The 18,938-nt window shown below is 57.0% G+C and carries 18 protein-coding genes and 1 tRNA gene; 3 read left to right on the plus strand and 16 right to left on the minus strand.

What is annotated here, in order from left to right:
- The 13 genes from N0B28_RS17180 to thrS form a co-directional block, all read right to left on the minus strand.
- Positions 1–1,005, minus strand: coding sequence for a PD-(D/E)XK motif protein (locus N0B28_RS17180; protein WP_275727745.1), 1,005 nt, complete (start codon positions 1,003–1,005; stop codon positions 1–3).
- Positions 989–3,856 (minus strand): Z1 domain-containing protein, encoded by a 2,868-nt coding sequence (locus N0B28_RS17185; RefSeq protein ID WP_275727748.1) that lies wholly within the window; start codon positions 3,854–3,856, stop codon positions 989–991. The genes N0B28_RS17180 and N0B28_RS17185 overlap by 17 nt, the downstream gene beginning before the upstream one ends.
- Positions 3,856–5,319, minus strand: coding sequence for an ATP-binding protein (locus tag N0B28_RS17190; protein WP_275727750.1), 1,464 nt, complete (start codon positions 5,317–5,319; stop codon positions 3,856–3,858). The genes N0B28_RS17185 and N0B28_RS17190 overlap by 1 nt, the downstream gene beginning before the upstream one ends.
- 37 nt (positions 5,320–5,356) lie before the next feature.
- Positions 5,357–7,549, minus strand: coding sequence for a sigma-70 family RNA polymerase sigma factor (locus tag N0B28_RS17195; RefSeq protein WP_275727752.1), 2,193 nt, complete (start codon positions 7,547–7,549; stop codon positions 5,357–5,359).
- A 446-nt stretch (positions 7,550–7,995) separates the two neighbouring features.
- Positions 7,996–8,072, minus strand: a tRNA-Pro gene (locus N0B28_RS17200).
- Positions 8,073–8,178: 106 nt separating this feature from the next.
- A complete protein-coding gene (locus N0B28_RS17205) occupies positions 8,179–8,535 on the minus strand; it encodes a MerR family transcriptional regulator (protein WP_043860798.1) in 357 nt (118 codons plus the stop codon).
- Positions 8,516–8,818, minus strand: a complete 303-nt coding sequence (gene ihfA / locus N0B28_RS17210; RefSeq protein ID WP_002553164.1) for an integration host factor subunit alpha — start codon at positions 8,816–8,818, stop codon at positions 8,516–8,518. Before ihfA ends, N0B28_RS17205 begins: the two co-directional genes overlap by 20 nt.
- 3 nt (positions 8,819–8,821) lie before the next feature.
- Positions 8,822–11,197 carry a phenylalanine--tRNA ligase subunit beta gene (pheT, locus tag N0B28_RS17215; protein ID WP_058541295.1) on the minus strand — a complete coding sequence of 792 codons (2,376 nt, stop codon included), beginning with the start codon at positions 11,195–11,197 and terminating at the stop codon, positions 8,822–8,824.
- Between the two features lie 35 nt (positions 11,198–11,232).
- Entirely contained in the window at positions 11,233–12,249 is a 1,017-nt protein-coding gene (gene pheS / locus N0B28_RS17220; protein ID WP_054915262.1) for a phenylalanine--tRNA ligase subunit alpha, read from the minus strand.
- A gap of 107 nt (positions 12,250–12,356) precedes the next feature.
- Positions 12,357–12,713 carry a 50S ribosomal protein L20 gene (gene rplT / locus N0B28_RS17225; RefSeq protein ID WP_043860801.1) on the minus strand — a complete coding sequence of 119 codons (357 nt, stop codon included), beginning with the start codon at positions 12,711–12,713 and terminating at the stop codon, positions 12,357–12,359.
- A gap of 29 nt (positions 12,714–12,742) precedes the next feature.
- Positions 12,743–12,937: a 50S ribosomal protein L35 gene (rpmI, locus tag N0B28_RS17230; protein ID WP_027620572.1), complete on the minus strand. Its 195-nt coding sequence runs from the start codon at positions 12,935–12,937 to the stop codon at positions 12,743–12,745.
- Positions 12,938–12,997: 60 nt separating this feature from the next.
- Entirely contained in the window at positions 12,998–13,549 is a 552-nt protein-coding gene (infC, locus tag N0B28_RS17235) for a translation initiation factor IF-3 (RefSeq protein ID WP_173925091.1), read from the minus strand.
- Complete coding sequence (gene thrS, locus N0B28_RS17240; RefSeq protein ID WP_043860803.1) at positions 13,549–15,471, minus strand: threonine--tRNA ligase; 1,923 nt, start codon at positions 15,469–15,471, stop codon at positions 13,549–13,551. Before thrS ends, infC begins: the two co-directional genes overlap by 1 nt.
- A 370-nt stretch (positions 15,472–15,841) precedes the next feature.
- Here thrS and N0B28_RS17245 point away from each other — a divergent pair, with 370 nt between their 5' ends.
- Both N0B28_RS17245 and N0B28_RS17250 read left to right on the plus strand, forming a co-directional pair.
- Positions 15,842–16,138, plus strand: coding sequence for a hypothetical protein (locus N0B28_RS17245; RefSeq protein WP_043860804.1), 297 nt, complete (start codon positions 15,842–15,844; stop codon positions 16,136–16,138).
- 163 nt (positions 16,139–16,301) lie between these two features.
- Positions 16,302–16,514, plus strand: a complete 213-nt coding sequence (locus N0B28_RS17250; protein WP_003179963.1) for a cold-shock protein — start codon at positions 16,302–16,304, stop codon at positions 16,512–16,514.
- Positions 16,515–16,595: 81 nt separating this feature from the next.
- Here the strand turns inward: N0B28_RS17250 and N0B28_RS17255 are convergent, their stop codons facing one another.
- Positions 16,596–16,916, minus strand: coding sequence for an I78 family peptidase inhibitor (locus N0B28_RS17255; RefSeq protein WP_043860805.1), 321 nt, complete (start codon positions 16,914–16,916; stop codon positions 16,596–16,598).
- A 140-nt stretch (positions 16,917–17,056) separates the two neighbouring features.
- A complete protein-coding gene (locus N0B28_RS17260) occupies positions 17,057–17,359 on the minus strand; it encodes a hypothetical protein (RefSeq protein WP_054915264.1) in 303 nt (100 codons plus the stop codon).
- Between the two features lie 324 nt (positions 17,360–17,683).
- Between N0B28_RS17260 and N0B28_RS17265 the strand changes: the two genes are divergently transcribed.
- On the plus strand, positions 17,684–17,914 hold the full coding sequence (locus N0B28_RS17265) for a hypothetical protein (protein ID WP_043860807.1): 231 nt from the start codon (positions 17,684–17,686) through the stop codon (positions 17,912–17,914).
- On the opposite strand, the gene N0B28_RS17270 is transcribed toward N0B28_RS17265, so the two are convergent.
- Positions 17,886–18,911, minus strand: a complete 1,026-nt coding sequence (locus N0B28_RS17270) for a nucleoside hydrolase (protein ID WP_275727761.1) — start codon at positions 18,909–18,911, stop codon at positions 17,886–17,888. The two genes, N0B28_RS17265 and N0B28_RS17270, sit on opposite strands and share 29 nt — an antisense overlap.
- Positions 18,912–18,938: the final 27 nt, after the last annotated feature.

An 18,938-nucleotide genomic window follows, 5' to 3' on the forward strand; every position in this document is an offset into this window, starting at 1 on the left:
TCAGTCCAGTCCAAATTCTTTGATCAGTTCAGGCAGTCCGATAGAAGGGACTTCGAGGGCGTTAAGGTCGAGCACGTAGGCCGCCGAGCGGATGGCGGCTGGTAGCGCGGCTCGAGTGAGGCGCGGCATATCGCCTTCCGCACGGATGACTTTTGCGTCCTTTAATGTGAACGTACGGCCATAGAGCACCGCATGTTCGTCAAGGTACCCCATCACCATTAGTAACGCCTCGAACCCGCGCTGTACTCCGGCCAGCACAAACCTTTCGCGGAGCTCTGACACTAGGTCTGCGAGCGAGACTCCATCAGTATTTTCTTCAAAGCAAAAACCACAGAGGAAGATAGGTACCTTATCACTATCCAGTTGCTCGATACTGTTGATACGAGCGAGGAAACTGCCGGTTCGAACGGTGCTCTTTACCTCTATCGCACCACCACGAATATGGAAGTCCTGTGCTGCCTGCAAAGGTCCCTTCCAGCAGTTGAGAGCTCCCACCCCAAGAGGAGTATTTGCAAGTAGTTTCAGTAACCACAGCTCGCCGAAAAGACCAATTTGCGCATCAGACGAAAGCGGGCGGTGCGCTCGAGCCATAAATGCCTGCCACTCTCTAACGCGCTCAAGGAAGACATCCATCATGTCTGGACTCGCGTTCTCACTTGCTGACTCCAGCGCTCTCAGGACATCAACAACCATGACTGCGAAGATATCCGGCGACCCTTCAGGCTGCCTCACTAGAGCGACGGCCGTCTTTCCGGCAAACGCGAGCTGACCTTCTATGCTCGAAACATCGAACCCCCTACCCTCAGGAAGCCTTGTCGGATCGACCGACCACGATCCGGGAAAGGAGACAATCAGCGCTTCACGACCAAGGGGAAAGTGGCATCCCGCCTCGACGGAGAGAGCGCCAATTTTCGTAAGGTGGACGAATCGCCAATCTTCCGATGCTTCCTGGCGAGCGAGCGCTCGCCACGCCCGTGCGAGTCCCTCTTCAGTCCACCCAGTCATTGAGACCCTTCCATAACACGCTATTGGCGATGTACCTCGAGTTGGAGACACGTCTCTCGGAGGTGCTTGACGGAAAACTGATTGCCCAAGCGACGACAGGATCACCATCCTTCAGTTCATCGACACCAGCATTCACTGGATCAAGCAAATATAGCATCAACAGGCCACGGTCACGGCGAGGAGGGATGCCCGCTTCGACGACGCCTTCTCCGAGAACTCGACGGATCTGGGGCCCTCTAGGTTCTGACGGAGGTTCTTTTCCTTCGTTGCGATCAGTATCATTTCGCCAGGTCTTCTGACTGAGCTCTAAGGCAGCCTTCCACTCCGCTTCCGTCAGATCAATGGCCTGATCTCGGGGAGATATAAGGGTCTTGATAGAGTATCGATCCCCATGTTCGGTCGTTCGATGCCGTTGTAGCATGTTGACTAAACAACCGCCGACTATACGGTGCTTATCGTCCGGGCCGCTATCCTTTCCGATCAGCGCGACCGTCCAGCTTGTCAACTCACGCCCCTTGTTCATCTCCTCAATGAAGTCAGCGATCAAAGGACTCATAATCCTGAAGCTGGCTTGGTGCGTCTTATAGTCCCGAAGGAAAGATATTATGCTCAGAGCTGGTACATCGCGCCAAAGGTGACCGTTCCATTTTTGGCCATCTGGAACAAAGAGCTGGAGGTTTAGGTCTTTTGATGGCCCAAGTTCGACGATGAAACGATCAGCGGCTTTGAAGTTTGCAGTGATATCATCTTTACGATTTGGAAATACGATAGTTTGCAAAAGATCGCCGGAGTAGGTCAGTTGCATAGCCCGAGCGTTTCTCATCTTGGCTGGCGACGTCACCGTCAGCACAGAGTGCGACTTCACGCGAAGCCCGAACTGCTTGGGTGTAGCTCCGGCCGCAACCATGTTGTCGAACTCTTGACGCAACTCTTCGGCGGCATCCGCGATATGGCCGAACCACTCCACCATTTCCTGAGACGTATAGAGACGACAGACATCGAGATAACCGTCTCGGTAGCCAAACCAGCGTCCCATCTGCATGAGGGTGTCGTACATGCGTGCAGTTCGCAGGAAGTAGCTCGTGCAAAGACCTTCGAGCGTTAAACCACGGGCAAGCTTGTCCCCGCCGATGGCAATAACCTTAAGACCGGTACCATCATTCTCGGCATAATCGAGCGCATCCTTAGCACTGCCGTTGATCTCGCGCACGCGAATGTCGGACAGCACATCGGGTAGGACGCCACGAATATCTGCCCACGAGAAATCCTCCAATACTTCACCCTCGACTAGTGCACAGCGGACCCGCTGCGTATTTGGCAGGAAGACCTCTTCATATTCTTTGCACATAAAAAACTCAAGCTCCGCAAGCTCGATGCCTCGGGTATAGCGTCCCTTGAGAGCCCGCACATAATCTGTGACTTGAGTAACGACTGCGTTCTGTACCGAAGTGAAGCGGGTCACATGGATGAGCATCGAGGAATGCTTGCCGCCCTGTCCCCGCAGCTTCCTCACAGAACAGGCATAGACAAAGGAACGGATCGCTTCTGCCAGTGAATCTGGCACGCGATCCTCTCCCTTCCACAGGGGTCGATAGCCGTTTTTGTGCCGTGGTGTCATCCAAGTTTGAAACTCGTCTTCCGACAGGGGGCGCACCATGGGTAGATCTTCAGGTGTACTGGAAACTGATCCGAATACGCGACCGGGCCCAACATAGTTCGATGGTGCCGCAAGACTAGTGATGAAAGCTGAAGGAAATAGGTCTGGCCCGTGCTCCTTTGTCTCCCCGCGGTCATGAATGAAAATGTTTGCGAAGGGTGTCGCCGTATAGCCGACATAGGCCTTCCTCGAGAAGTGGTGGAGGATAGAGCGGATCAATCTATTGATGGTCTTGGGCTCATGCTCAAGATCCGGGGCTCCGGACTCATCCACGATGTCTTCGCCAGTGTCGACCGATCCATGATCGGACTCGTCGTCAATCACCAGGAGAGGGAGATTAGTGACGAGCCTGCGGTCGCTTTCAGGCTCTACGTGATTGGCGACACGATTACGGATCCAGTGCAGCAGGAGCTCAAGGACTGTCTTGTTCTTTTTGACCACAAAAAGCCATGGCCGCTGTTCCGGGCTTACATTCATCCTCGATGCGATAACCGTGTTGAAATCGCCCTTGTCGCTTCGATTGGTTGCAGCGTTTGGACGAACAGACAAATCCTTGTCGATCAACCCCACCCCGACGGCGGGGAGCTCATCAGCGTCAGCAATGGTGGCAAAACCCAGAAACCCTTCGTCGAGGCGGATCTGCGTCTGGGCTCTCAGATTGTTGTGTAGACCGGCCAACACGATGATGATCTTGTAACCTGCGTCGGCAGCCTTACAGATCAATCCCGTGTAGTTGCCGGTCTTTCCCGACTGAACGTGGCCCACGACCATCCCACGACGATCCCAAGCGCCCTCCCGAGTAGGGTCCTCGAGTTGTGAGAGGACTTCATCCGTGGCGAGGTCAAGGGCATCAAGGGCCGTCCAAGGAATGCGCGCTTCCATGTATTCGGAGTAGCGCTTCCAGTAAGTCCAGTCCTTCTTCCTTTCCGCCTCGAGCCAAGCGACATGGTCCTCGCCACTCGAAAGAGTAGCGTTCTTGCCCACGGTGCGGCTTGATCGACGGATCAATTCATCGACGAGCGCGTCACGATCAATAAGGGCAAAGTCCTCTTCCATCATGATCGCGAGCTTGGTCAGCACCTTTTCGATCATCTCCGGATTAACTGGAGTCTGAGCGCGCTCTTCAGCGAGGCGGAGCATGTTCTGCGACATGGATAGGATTGAATCAAAAGCTTTCGGGCTCGAAATAATCATTACGTATCTTTCACTCCAAGAGCTGCAATCAGATCAAGGTGCTGGTCGAATGGGGGCGTGCGACCTAGCCTTTCACGCGCTTCGGCAGGATTGAGTCCGCGAAACTTCACAAGCGCTTCAAACAATGAGGACAGCGTTTCCATCACTTCATCGTCAGGCGCTCCGGCGAAACCTGTTCTTGGCGTCTCCTTGTCCTCCGCCGTATCAAGCCAAATGCGCTGAACGGGAACTGTCTCTTCAATAAGCCTTAGAAGAGCAAGGATATCGGCCTTAAGCTCACCAGCGCGATTCAGGACTGAGGCGACAAGATCATGATCACGCGCAATTCGGTAGGATGTACCGCTTCCCGAGCGTCGCACCTGCCAGATCTCTGCTACAGCACCGGTGCGCGCTCCCGATACTTGCGTAATGTGCCCCCTATGGGCAAAAACTCTTCTAGCTATATCGCGGGTTTCCGATGCCAAACGACTAAGCTGAGAGCGCAACCTTACCGGTGGACTGGCCTTCGATTTCAGGACATTAATCTTCCAATCGGCGTCCGCAGTATTCGGTATATCGAGTCGAATACGGGCAAGCCTGTGAGCTTCGTCGCGTGTCCATGGCCTTCCCCCCTCACCTAGGCCCAGCCAGCCACCAGCGAGTAAAAGGCGCTTATTACGGTAAACGTAGAAGCCCTCCTGTTGCGTCCACCCCCCGGGTCCCGCTGCGGCTTCCTGCTCGGTGGACTTGAGCATGTCGCGATGAGGAAGGACATGACATTGAACTGTGACACCCGTGGTGTGCAGGACGCGATATTCTGGGCTCTCTAATGCCTTACTAGGGTGCCCCATCAGATACGGATCCCAAGGCTTAACCCTTATTCCGTTTAGGATGAGCCTTAACGTCGGCTGATTGCCCTCGATGAGACGATGAAAGGTCATCGCAAGATGCGCGTCTATTCGATCCGCGATTTCGATCATGTCTGTCGCATCGAATCCATCGGTCACAATCCGATCGAGCTTTTCCCATAGAACGACGGTGCCGTGCTCTATAAGTTCGAGTGGAGCAAACATCCGCTCTGACCCCGGAGCAGGCCCTTCGAAGATCGGCCATTCGGCGCCCGAAGCTTGGCCAATAAGATCCAGATCCCAGCGTAAACATACTAAAGGTCCACCGTTTTTCCGACTAGCGACGGTCAATCGCCGAGCCTGCGAGAAACTCGCGGTCTTTAAGCCCAGCCCGAAGCGCCCGAGATCAGTAACAGCGCGTTCAGCTCTCGGATCACGCGCACCGAGCCGCATAGCTGCCTCCAGAGCAAAATCATCCATACCGTCGCCGTCGTCAACGATCCTTACCCAGCTCTCCGAACCGGCCCACTCGAGTTGAACAGCGACCTCTCTCGAATTCGCCGCGATGGAGTTGTCAACAAGATCGGCAAGCGCAGTAGATAACGAATATCCGAGTCCACGAAGCGACTCGAGCATCGAACTGGCATGAGGAGGAGCATTTCTGACTCCCACGCTAGATAATCCCCATTAATTTTTTCAAGCGGGCTTTACGTGCTGGAAGTGACAGCCTCTGAATTGCCTTGGTCTCGATCTGACGAATGCGTTCACGTGTCAAATTGTAATACGTCCCTATTTCTTCGAGAGTCATTTCCTTGTCTAATCCTATTCCGAAGCGCATTTTAATCACAGCGGCTTCGCGGGAATCCAGCTCAGCCAATGCATCTCCTACAATCTTTACAGTTTCTGCATCGCTGAATATATCTTCATGCTCTTGCACCGGTAAGAGCTCATCCCAATCCTCGATGCTCTCGAAATATTCAGCATTACGGGGAATTCTGCGAAACTCGCGCACTTGATCAGTTGACCACCCTAGTTCAACGGCAAGTTTATTGTCCGAAACAAGATTGTCAGTTTGAACATCGAGCTTGGCTAACGCCCGATCAAGCATCATCAAATTTTGATACCGATGCGCAGGCACCCGAATCGACCTACCTTCATCTGCTCGCCACCTCATTAATGCCTGTTGCATCCAGAACGTGCAATAGATGACGAACCTATCTCCCCGCTTTAAGTCAAAACGTCTAGTCGATCGCTGCAACCCTGTGAACACGACTTGAAAAACGTCCTCAGGGTCTTCCCCCTTGCCCACGTTCCTAGCCGCGAAACGCCTCGCAAAGGGAAGATGCTCATGGATAAGACGCGCAGTGGCTGCTTCATAAAGCGAAATTAGCCGGTTCAACTGAATAGAGTGCTCGATGCTCTCTTTTTGTTGTGCCAAGGAGCAAACCATTTCTTTGTGGAACACCAGAGAAATATCGAGCGCATCGAGCGCTTCCAATGCTTCTCTTCGCCGTTTACCTTCCATCGCTCGACCACTAGCTAGCCAAAACCTAAGGGTCTCAACGGCGGCCATGATTTCATCCATCTCGGTATGGCTCAAACGCGAGGGAGTGATAATATTCAACGAGACAGAATCAGGACTTCGGCGCCCGTCGCGAATGCTGTCGAAAGCTTCGAGGATCACTGCGACGGCGGCATCAGAGGCAAGAATCCCCAGTTGAAGCTCCCTCTTCGCCTTCGCTATTGGCTCTACAAGCTGCTGTTCGTAAGATTTGTCCATGCGAAATTTTTGCGTCCCAGGAAGCAGTACTTTACGTGTAAGCAAAGCTTCAACTGCTTCGGCTAGATCGCCGGAAGAAACATCTGATCTGGTGTCCCATTGCACAAGATCTTGCTCGTCAGAACGGTCGATAGGGGCGAAGCCTGCGGCTTCCAAGTTACGCTGGAGATTGATGCGCAGCTCCTCGAAGGAGACATTACCCTCAGAAACGTTTACTAGCCGGTCGACGTCATCATAAGAGCACCATCCCTTCATAAGAGTCTCTTCCGCCCAAGCAATACATATCTCCGGATCAATCGACAATCGTGTACCAGTCTGAAGGACTGCACGTTTTACCGATTTTCGGCCGCGGTTACGGACCTTCAGAAAGTCATTGTCCGAACCAGGATCTGCAGTTACTGGGGTCTTGCCACCGATACCATCGCCGGTAATCTGTGCACTTGAAAGGTCGAGTTCCCAGTCCATGCCCCTATCATCCAAAACCAAAGGCTCTGAACCGATGATCGCAACGAACGACCCAGAAGCCGATTCGCTATTGGATCGGGCGAAGAACTCTTCTGGTGCTTCCTCGGTCTCAAAATTGAAAAGATCATCTAGTTCGCTACTAGCGCTTTCCAATTTTGAATCTTGACGCGCACTTGGGCAGTCGTCAAACATGGTCACCCTATCCTGATTGACCGTCCCAACCGTTTCATATTCTGATGCATGGGTAACCTGCAATGCTTCCGTTGCAGGGCACGCTTTCAAATCACTTGGAGCAGACGAAGCCTCATCAGAAATTCCACCACCATTCAATCGACCAAAAACGCCTGAGGCCTCTCGTAGCAAAGTAATGCATTCAAGGCATCCACCTCTTTCAGCGTAGACTATGCCCCCTCGACCCTTGGAGTCCAGCAGCCCTGGATTTGCTCCAGCAGCCAAAAGAAGCCGTATAACGCCCTTCTTCCTTCGCGCGGCAGCAAGCATCAGGGCCGTAGCACCTCCACTGTCGCGGGCATCGAGATTGTCACCTCGTGCGATATGAAATTTGACAGCAATCTCTACGCCTGTAATCGCCGCCATACGGAGTAAGGGATTAAGTTTCACCACGGCGTTACCAACATGCCCATGCATTTGCGTGCTGAAAAACTTCCGCAACAATGACTCGAGACATGAGCTTGCTGCATAATTTTTCCCACGGGCGACTCCTTGTCCATGCCCCAGCTCTCTAACGGCTTGCAAATCATGATACCCATCAAGGGTGACATAAAGATGCGCCTATCTGTACAGTGTTAGCAATGTGGTGTAAATCTACCAGAAGCTACTTCCGGTACTATGTCACAAGAGCTTGCAGTAGAACATCCTGCTCAGGGTACCCACTTGCCATCACCACGTAAAGGAAGGGCGGGCCACTGGAGCTAGGGTCTCAAATGCATGTATTTCTAAGGCGGACAGAGCATACGGCTTCTACAGTAAAAAACAAACTAACCGCACAAAAGCTACACGCAAGAAAAAGCCCAATCTTTTCAGATTGGGCTAAGTCATTAAACATATGGTCGGGACGGAGTGATTCGAACACTCGACCCCTTGCACCCCATGCAAGTGCGCTACCGGGCTGCGCTACGCCCCGACTGGGCTTGAAGCATGTTCCCCTTGTTGCTGAGAACGATGAAGAATTTACCTTAACCTTTTGAATTATGGAAGCTTTTTTTCCAAAATTCCTGAAACGGCTTCGGTCACTTCTTCAACACCACCAGCACATCCTCCAATTCGACAATCATCTGCCGAATCATCTGTTTGTACTGGGTCGTGTCATCCTTGGCTTCATCCCCCGACAGGCGCAACCGCGCACCGCCGATGGTGAAGCCCTGGTCATACAACAGCGCCCGGATCTGCCGGATCATCAGCACGTCCTGGCGCTGATAATACCGGCGGTTACCGCGGCGCTTCACCGGGTTAAGCTGGGGAAACTCCTGCTCCCAGTAACGGAGCACGTGCGGTTTTACCGCACAAAGCTCGCTCACTTCACCAATGGTGAAGTAGCGTTTGCCTGGAATCGGCGGAAGCTCGTCGTTATGACTTGGTTCCAGCATAGGCCTCAACTCGGGCTTTCAACTTCTGCCCTGGACGAAAGGTGACGACTCGACGCGCCGTGATCGGGATCTCTTCACCCGTTTTCGGGTTGCGGCCCGGCCGCTGGCGCTTGTCACGCAAGTCAAAGTTGCCGAAACCCGACAATTTGACCTGCTCGTTGTCTTCAAGAGCGTGCCTGATCTCTTCAAAAAACAGCTCGACCAATTCCTTGGCCTCGCGCTTGTTCAGGCCCAGCTCCTCGTACAGCCGTTCGGCCATCTCAGCTTTCGTCAGAGCACCCATACGCTATTTCCTTAACGTGGTGTTCAACCTTTGTTCAAGCGAGGTGAGAATGTTTTGCGTGGTGGCGTTCACCTCATCGTCGTTAAGAGTGCGCGATGGATGCTGCCAGGTCAAGCCGACGGCCAGGCTTTTTCTATCAGGATCAATACCTTTACCCTGATACACATCAAACAGCCTGAGGTCGGTGAGCCACTCGCCCGCGTTTTCACGGATTACATCCAGCACCGCGCTGGCCGCCACATCACGCCCTGCGATCAACGCCAGGTCACGGCGTACTTCGGGGAAGCGCGACAGTTCGTGGAACTTCGGCAGGCGCCCTTCCACTACATCCGCCAGCACCAGCTCGAACACATACACGGTGCGATCCAGGCCCAGGGTCTTGACCAGCTCGGGGTGCAAGGCGCCCAGGTAGCCGACTTCGACGCCGTCACGCTCGATGCGCGCGGTCTGGCCTGGGTGCAGCGCCGGGTGTTTGCCGGGCACGAAGGTGAAGTCGTCGAGCGAACCGGAGAAGCCCAGTACCGCTTCAACGTCGGCCTTCACATCGAAGAAGTCGATGGTGTCGCGGCCGTTGGCCCAGCCTTCCGGCAGGCGGCTCCCGCAGACCACACCAGCCAGCATCGGCTGTTGCTTGAGGTCGCCCAGCTGGCCGACGAAGCGCTGGCCGCTCTCGAACAGGCGCACGCGGTCTTGCTGGCGGTTGAGGTTGTGCTGCAGTGCCTTGACCAGGCCCGGCCACAGGCTGACACGCATGGCCGCCATGTCGCTGGAAATCGGGTTGGCCAGCAGCAGCGGCTCTACGCCAGGGTTGAACAGCTCGAACTGCTTGGGGTCGATGAAGCTGTAGGTGATCGCTTCCTGGTAGCCACGGGCAACCAGCAGGCGACGCAGCGCAGGCAGTTCGCCACGCACTTCAGACCTGGCCTGCGGGGCCAGGCGCGCTTGCGGGTAACGGACCGGCAGGCGGTTGTAGCCGTACAGACGGGCCAGCTCTTCGATCAGGTCCACTTCCAGGCTGATGTCGAAGCGATGGCTGGGCACTTCGACCTGCCACTGCCCGGCCTCACCGCTGGTTTTCAGGCCCAGGCCGTTGAGCAGTTGCTCGACTTCGGCGCTGTCCATCTCCATGCCCAGCATCTGGGTGATGCGCTCGGCACGCAGGGTGACGGGGGCGATGTTGGGCAGGTGCTCTGGGCTGACGGTCTCGATGATCGGGCCGGCTTCGCCGCCTACGATATCCAGCAGCAGGCCAGTGGCGCGCTCCATGGCTTCGCGGGCCAGTTGCGAGTCGACGCCACGCTCGTAGCGGTGCGAGGCATCGGTGTGCAGGCCGTAGGAGCGGGCCTTGCCAGCCACCGAGATCGGCTCGAAGAAGGCGCTTTCAAGGAAGATATCCTTGGTGGTGGCCGCAACGCCGCTGTGCTCGCCACCCATCACGCCGGCAATGGCCAGGGCGCGATCGTGGTCGGCGATGACCAGCGTGTCGGCACGCAGGGCAACTTCCTGGCCATCGAGCAGGACGAGCTTCTCGCCCTCCTCGGCCATGCGCACCCGGATGCCACCGTTGATTTCAGCCAGGTCGAAGGCGTGCAGCGGCTGGCCCAGCTCGATCATCACGTAGTTGGTGATGTCGACGGCAGCATCGATGCTGCGCACGTCACTGCGGCGCAGACGCTCGACCATCCACAGCGGGGTCGGGCGTGACAGGTCGACGTTGCGGATAACGCGGCCCAGGTAACGCGGGCACGCGGCCGGCGCCAGCACGTCTACCGGGCGCACGTCGTCGATGCCTGGCGCAATGGCCGGCACGGTCGGGCGGGTGACCGGGGCGCCGTACAGGGCGCCGACTTCACGGGCGAGGCCGGCCAGGGACAGGCAGTCGCCGCGGTTCGGGGTCAGGTCGACCTCGATGCTGGCATCGTCCAGGTCCAGATACACGCGGATGTCCTGGCCAACCGGGGCGTCTGCCGCCAGTTCCAGCAGGCCGTCGTTCTCTTCGCTGATCTGCAGCTCGGCGGCCGAGCACAGCATGCCGTTGGACTCGACGCCACGCAGCTTGGCCTTCTTGATCTTGAAGTCGCCTGGCAGTTCGGCGCCGATCATGGCGAACGGGATCTTCAGGCCAGGGCGCACATTCGGCGCGCCGCACACTACCTGGAAGGTCTCGCTGCCATTGCTGACCTGGCACACACGCAGCTTGTCGGCGTCGGGGTGCTGCTCGGTGCTCAGCACCTCGCCCACCACGATGCCGCTGAATTGACCGGCGGCCGGGGTTACGCTGTCGACCTCAAGACCGGCCATGGACAGACGTGCCACCAGCTCGTCACGGGATACCTGCGGGTTGACCCAACCGCGCAGCCACTTTTCACTGAATTTCATCCTGCTCTCCTAAAGATTCGTTACGGGTGCGCGACCTAGCGAAATTGCGCAAGGAACCGCAAGTCGTTGTCGAAGAACAGGCGCAAATCGTTGACGCCGTAACGCAGCATGGCCAGGCGCTCGGCCCCCATGCCAAATGCGAAGCCCGAGAACTCTTCGGGGTCGATACCAGACATGCGCAGCACGTTCGGGTGCACCATGCCGCAGCCCATGACTTCGAGCCAACCGGTCTGCTTGCACACACGGCAGCCCTTGCCGCTGCACATCACGCACTGGATATCGACTTCAGCCGAAGGCTCGGTGAAGGGGAAGAACGACGGACGGAAACGTACCGCCAGCTCTTTTTCGAAGAACACGCGCAGGAATTCTTCGATGGTGCCTTTGAGGTCGGCAAAATTGATGTCGCGATCGATCAGCAGGCCTTCGACCTGGTGAAACATCGGCGAGTGGGTAATGTCCGAGTCGTTGCGGTACACGCGACCCGGGCAGACAATGCGAATCGGCGGCTGAGTGGACTCCATGGTCCGCACTTGCACCGGCGAGGTGTGGGTGCGCAGCAGCATGTTGGCATTGAAGTAGAAGGTGTCATGCATTGCCCGGGCCGGGTGGTGGCCGGGAATGTTGAGCGCTTCGAAGTTGTGGTAGTCGTCTTCGACTTCCGGGCCTTCGGCGATGCCGTAGCCGATATGGGTGAAGAACTGCTCGATGCGTTCGAGGGTACGGGTGACAGGGTGCAAACCACCGGAGGTCTGGCCACGGCCAGGCAAGGTGACGTCAATGCATTCGGCAGCCAGGCGAGCGCTGAGCTCGGCTTCTTCATAGGCGGCCTTGCGGGCGTTGAGCACCTCGGTCACGCGTTCCTTGGCTTCGTTGATCAGCGCGCCGACTTTGGGCCGCTCTTCAGCCGGCAGGTTGCCCAGGGTCTTCATCACCTGAGTCAGTTCGCCTTTCTTGCCAAGGAATTGAACCCGGATCTGCTCCAGGGCATTGATGTCTTCAGCGCGCTCCACAGCCTCGAGGGCTTGGGAGACCAACGCATCCAGGTTTTCCATGTACAGACTCCAGATACAAAATAGGGGAAGAGCTTACAGGCTCTTCCCCTATCTATGACGTTTAACATCCGCCGCCGACATCGACGGCGAATGATTGTCGTGGGTACTTAAGCCAGAACGGCTTTAGCCTTTTCGACAATCGCAGCAAACGCCGCTTTTTCGTTCACTGCCAGATCAGCCAGAACTTTGCGGTCGATTTCGATCGACGCTTTTTTCAGGCCAGCGATCAGGCGGCTGTAGGACAGACCGTTGACGCGAGCACCAGCGTTGATACGAGCGATCCACAGAGCGCGGAACTGACGTTTTTTCTGGCGACGGTCGCGGTAGGCGTATTGGCCTGCCTTGATGACCGCTTGCTTGGCAACACGGAATACGCGCGAGCGAGCGCCGTAGTAACCTTTAGCCAGTTTCAGAATTTTCTTGTGACGCTTACGAGCGATGACGCCACGCTTTACACGAGCCATGAGTAATTTCCTCTATCTATAACCAAAAATTAACGAAGGCGCAGCATGCGCTCGACTTTTGCAACGTCCGACGCGTGCAGCAGGCTGCTACCGCGAAGTTGACGCTTACGCTTGGTCGACATTTTGGTCAGGATGTGGCTCTTGAAAGCGTGTTTGTGCTTGATGCCGTTAGCCGTTTTCAAGAAACGCTTGGCTGCACCGCTTTTGGTTTTCATTTTTGGCATGTTCGGATACTCCGCATTCAGTTGATAAACATAACCGCAAGGCCTGCCGTGCCCTGGTGGTTATTTCTTTTTCTTGGGGGCGATGACCATCAAAAGCTGGCGTCCTTCCATCTTAGGATGCTGTTCGACGGTCCCGTATTCGGCAAGATCAGCTTCGATCCGCTTCAACAGTTCCATACCCAGCTCCTGGTGGGCCATCTCACGACCACGGAATCTCAGAGAGATTTTGGTCTTGTCCCCATCAGTAAGGAAACGTACCAGGTTGCGTAGTTTTACCTGGTAATCCCCTTCCTCCGTCCCTGGACGAAACTTGATTTCTTTGATCTGGATGATCTTCTGGTTCTTCTTCGCCGCAGCCTGCTGCTTTTTCTTCTCGAACAGGCTTTTGCCGTAGTCGAGGACTTTGCAGACAGGCGGAACGGCGTCAGCAGAAATTTCTACCAGGTCCAGTTTCGCTTCTTCAGCGATACGAAGCGCTTCTTCAATCGAGACGATGCCCAACTGCTCGCCGTCAGCGCCAATTAACCGAACCTCACGTGCCGAGATATTCTCGTTGATCGGGGCTTTCGGTGCAGCTCGTTTATCTTGTCTCATATCACGCTTAATAGTAATTACTCCGAATCTTGGCGACCACGCCGGGAAACCGCTTGCGCGAGCAGGTCCGCAAATTGGGCGACGGGCATGGAGCCCAGGTCAGCACCTTCGCGGGTACGCACAGCGACAGTTTGCGTTTCGACTTCCCGATCCCCGATAACCAGGAGATAGGGAACCTTGAGCAAGGTATGCTCGCGGATTTTAAAGCCGATTTTCTCATTTCTCAAGTCGGACTTGGCACGGAAGCCGCTTTCGGCCAGAGTTTTTTCCACTTTCTGGGCGAAATCCGCTTGTTTGTCGGTGATATTCATGATCACCGCCTGCGTAGGCGCCAGCCAGGCTGGGAATGCACCTTCGTAGTGCTCGATGAGAATTCCGACGAAACGCTCGAACGAGCCGAGGATGGCACGGTGCAGCATTACTGGATGCTTGCGGCCGTTGTCTTCGGAGACGTATTCGGCGCCCAGACGGATCGGCAGGTTGAAGTCGAGCTGCAGGGTACCACACTGCCACACACGGCCAAGGCAATCCTTCAGCGAGAATTCGATTTTCGGGCCGTAGAACGCCCCTTCACCCGGCTGCAGGTCGTACGGCAGGCCGGCGCTGTCGAGCGCGGCGGCCAGTGCGCCTTCGGCACGGTCCCACAGGTCGTCGGAACCCACGCGCTTTTCAGGGCGCGTCGAGAGCTTGAGCTCGATGTCCTTGAAGCCGAAGTCCTTGTACACGTCCAGGGTCAGCTTGATGAACGCGGCGGACTCGGACTGCATCTGTTCTTCGGTGCAGAAGATGTGCGCATCGTCCTGCACGAAGCCGCGCACACGCATGATGCCGTGCAGGGCGCCCGAAGGCTCGTTGCGATGGCAAGCGCCGAACTCGGCCAGACGCAGCGGCAGCTCGCGGTAGCTCTTCAGGCCCTGGTTGAACACCTGTACGTGGCACGGGCAGTTCATCGGCTTGATGGCGTAGTCGCGGTTCTCGGACTGGGTGGTGAACATGTTGTCACCGTAGTTGGCCCAGTGCCCGGACTTCTCCCACAGCGTGCGGTCGACCACTTGCGGGGTCTTGATTTCCAGGTATCCGTTGTCTCGCTGCACCTTGCGCATGTACTGCTCGAGCACCTGGTACAGGGTCCAGCCATTGGGGTGCCAGAACACCATGCCCGGCGCTTCTTCCTGGAGGTGGAACAGGTTCAGGCGCTTGCCGATCTTGCGGTGGTCGCGTTTCTCGGCCTCTTCGATGCGCTGGATGTAGGCGGCCAGCTGCTTCTTGTCAGCCCAGGCCGTGCCGTACACACGTTGCAGTTGCTCGTTCTTGGCGTCGCCGCGCCAGTAGGCACCGGACAGCTTGGTCAGCTTGAACGACTTGAGAAAGCGCGTATTGGGCACGTGCGGGCCGCGGCACATGTCGACGTATTCTTCATGGAAGTACAGGCCCATGGCCTGTTCGTTCGGCATGTCTTCGACCAGGCGCAGCTTGTAGTCTTCGCCACGGGCCTTGAACAGCTCGATCACCTCGGCGCGCGGGGTGACCTTCTTGATGACGTCGTAGTCCTTCTCGATCAGCTGCTGCATGCGCTGCTCGATCGCCGCCAGGTCTTCCGGGGTGAAGGGACGCTCATACGCGATGTCGTAGTAGAAGCCCTCGTCGATGACCGGGCCGATCACCATCTTGGCGGTCGGGTACAGCTGCTTGACGGCATGACCGACCAGGTGAGCGCAGGAGTGACGGATGATCTCCAGCCCCTCTTCGTCCTTGGGCGTGATGATTTGCAGGCTGGCGTCCTGCTCGATCAGGTCGCACGCGTCGACCAGCTTGCCGTCGACCTTGCCGGCCACGGTGGCCTTGGCCAGGCCTGCACCAATGGATGCGGCGACCTCGGCTACGGTTACGGCCTTGTCGAACGAACGTTGACTGCCATCGGGAAGAGTAATAGTGGGCATGGCGCCTCCTCTCCTAGTGGTGACCCCTACCAAAGGTCACGTGGGTTGGGATGAGCCAGTACGCGATTCGACCCTGTCTTTGCAATGCAAAGCCTGCCTCACAGTGGCAGAAGCCCAAGGGCCTGCCAGGGTACGAACCAGAGTGACTGGATACATATATATAGAAAGATTTGAGCGGCAAGACGAATCGGCCAAATCCTGAGCCAGGCATGCTAGCACAAAGCTTTCGGCGCGTAGGGCCATGGGCCGGGGATATGCAGAAATATTCTGAAATTAGACCGATGCGGTGAACTTGAGCGGTTTTTTTCCGCTCAGAGATTAGGAAGCGACCTACTCTAGATACACCCGACCTAATAAAGGAGTGACCGGTATGCGACTTCATTCTCTTCTGGCCTTGGCGGCCACTGGTGCCCTGCTGCTGCCGCTTGGCGCCAACGCAGGCACTGTTCCACCAGGCTACCTGACGTCCTGCGTGGCCACCGCCTCTGCCCAGCCGGGCATGACGAAACAATCCGCCGAAAAGCACTGCAGCTGCAGCGTGAATGTGATCGAAAAAAACTTTTCGGACGCAGAGATCAAAGAGCTCAACAGCACTGACGGCGTAGACCAGAAGCTCATAGACAAGGCAACCCAGCTGGTTACGAAGGCCTGCAAGCCCCAGAAATAAGGGCGCAGGCCATACAAAACTCAGTTAATTTGCGCCAGATCAGCATTCGGCACACGTAAAAGTCACCACAAGCGCAAAATTAGACTATGATGCCTCTGTGCACCTTGTTGGCCTCGGCGACACCGCACTACTGAAAAACATCATGTTTCCTGGAGATACACCCATGTCCAATCGCCAAACCGGCACCGTCAAATGGTTCAACGATGAAAAAGGCTTCGGCTTCATCACTCCACAAGGTGGCGGCGACGACCTGTTCGTACACTTCAAGGCCATCGAGTCTGACGGCTTCAAGAGCCTGAAAGAAGGCCAGACCGTCTCCTTCGTTGCCGAAAAAGGCCAGAAGGGCATGCAGGCTGCACAAGTTCGTCCAGAGTAAGTTCTGACGAATTAAAAAAACCCGTCCTTGGACGGGTTTTTTTGTGCCTGCCGTTTATGCAACGGCAGGCCCGGGGCGGAATCAGCCGCAATTGACCCGGGTGACCACGCCCTTGTCGTCGGCGTTGAGGTTCAAGCGCTCGGAACGGTACTCCAGGGTGATCATGTCGGTCGGCTTGAGCACGCGGGCGATCTGCGCCCCGCTCGCCTTGCGCGCCTGCTCCAGCAGCTCGGGGGTTGCCGGCTTGCCGACGGTGAATGCGGCGTTGCTGGCATCGCAGCGACCATCGAGGTTCGGTGCTGCCGCTACCTCTGGCGCCTTGGACGATGAGCCATCGGTACTGCAACCTGCCAGAACCACGGCTGCCAACAGGCTCGCCAATGTTGCACGCGTGCGGAACATGAATCCTCCTTTCAAATACTGGAATGCTGTCTGATACGACAGTTTTAAGCACTTTTGGTTGCAAAAACGTCCCAGTCTGCCTGAGACGTGCTCGTCAGGGAAACCTCAATCGTGACCGGATTTTGCCTGAGCGCAGCGGTTCAGTAGATATCGATGTAGTCGCTGGCGGGCTTGGGCCAGTTGCTGGCCAGCACGTTGTACACCTGCATGACCCAGCGTTCGTCGTCGGCGGCAACAGGGCCCACGCAGCCCGAGCCGGCGGCCCAGGTCTCGAGGCGAAACAGCAGGCCATCGAGCTCGCGCCCGCCGGTAATCTGCGACAGGTAGGCAATGCCGCCGCGGGTGACGCGCAACTGGTTGTGGATTCGGTCGTTGCCTTCGGCCAGCAGCTGGCGCACCTGCTGGGGGGTGAGCTGCTCGGGGGTGTTCAAGTCGATCTGCACGGGGTGTCCTCGGGCGTGCGCGGTGGCTGTGGGGTGCAGGGTACATCAGGCGGACTCTGTACGCCCTCTTCGCTGGCAAGCCAGCTCCACGGCTACCGCGCCGACCCAAGTGCCAACGAAGAATCGGTACAGACGTCACGAATAGGCGAACCCAACCACCATTTAGTTTGCCTAGCCCCGCTGCTTATGCATAAGTAGCAGTGCCGGCCCTGTTGCAACATGTTTAACTTGTACCAGTTGGCGGAGCGCAATCATGCCCCCGCTGTAGACGCCAGGGCCCGGCATCTGCACCAAACAGCACGCGTATTTTCGATCGAGACCCCCATGAATAGCCCCACCCTGGACACCAACATCAAGGTCACATGGCCTGACGGCCATCGTTCCTACAGCCCCGGCACCACCGAAGAGCTGTTCATCATCGCCGCCGACCTGCTGCTTCAAGACCTCGGCCACGAAGCTGCCCGCACCTTCGTCGACCAGGTGTTCGAACGCCACTGGCCCGCGACCGAACACCAGCCCACACCCATTACTGCAATCGAGCAAGACGCTCGCTGAGCAGATCGAAAAAGCCCTGGGCATCGCCGCTCTCGATCCACATCACATTGGCCGGTAGCTCGAGCGTGCCGTACCAGTCCGCAATGGTCTGACCAAAGGTCGGGCCTTCGCGGCTATCCACGCTCATGTGAATCTGCCGGCCACTGAACAGCTCGGGCTTGAGCAAGTAGGCAATCACGCTGGCATCGTGCACCGGCCCACCCGGCAGGCCGTAGTGCGCCATGTCCCCCTTGACGTAAGCATCCAGAATATCGCCCACCAGCTTGCTGGCGTGGTTGTTCAACCCGCGAATCTGCTTCAGGCGCGCCTCGCTGGTGAGTACCTTGTGGGTCACGTCCAGCGGCAGGTAGGTGAGCTTGACCCCGCTGCGCAACACGACCTCTGCCGCCTGTGGGTCGGCGTACAGGTTGAACTCGGCCACCGGGGTGATATTGCCGCCATTGAAGTGGGCACCGCCCATCACCACCACTTCCTTGATGCCCTTGACGATCTGCGGGGCCTGAATCAGCGCCAGTGCCAGGTTGGTCTGCGGGCCGAGCATGGCAAGGGTGATGCTGCTGGGTTCAGCGCCACCGAGGGTGTCGATCAGGTACTGCACCGCGCTGCCCTGGGCCAGGCCCTTTTTCGGCTCGCGCACCGCCACGCCAGGCAAGCCCTCCTCGCCATGGATGTTCTCGGCATAGATCGGCGTGCGCACCAGCGGCGTGGGCGCGCCGGCGTACACCGGCACCTCTTCGCGCCCCGCCCACTCCCGGGCCAGCCGTGCGTTGCGCGAGGTCTTGTCGAGTCGCACATTACCGGCCACGGTGGTAATGGCGCGCACCTTCAGTTCCTCTGGCGACGCCAGGGCGAACAACAACGCCACCACGTCATCCGCGCCGGGGTCGGTATCGATGATCAGGTCGCGGGGCGCGGCCAGCACGGCAGCACTCGACAGGGCAGACATAAGCAATACACCTCGCAGCAAACGTTTGGCGTTATGGACACGTTCAGGCATCGGGCACTCCTTGTGCTCAGGGGACAA

Origin of the sequence: Pseudomonas sp. SD17-1 (assembly GCF_029201585.1) — a bacterium.
Taxonomy (GTDB): Bacteria; Pseudomonadota; Gammaproteobacteria; order Pseudomonadales; family Pseudomonadaceae; genus Aquipseudomonas; species Aquipseudomonas palmensis.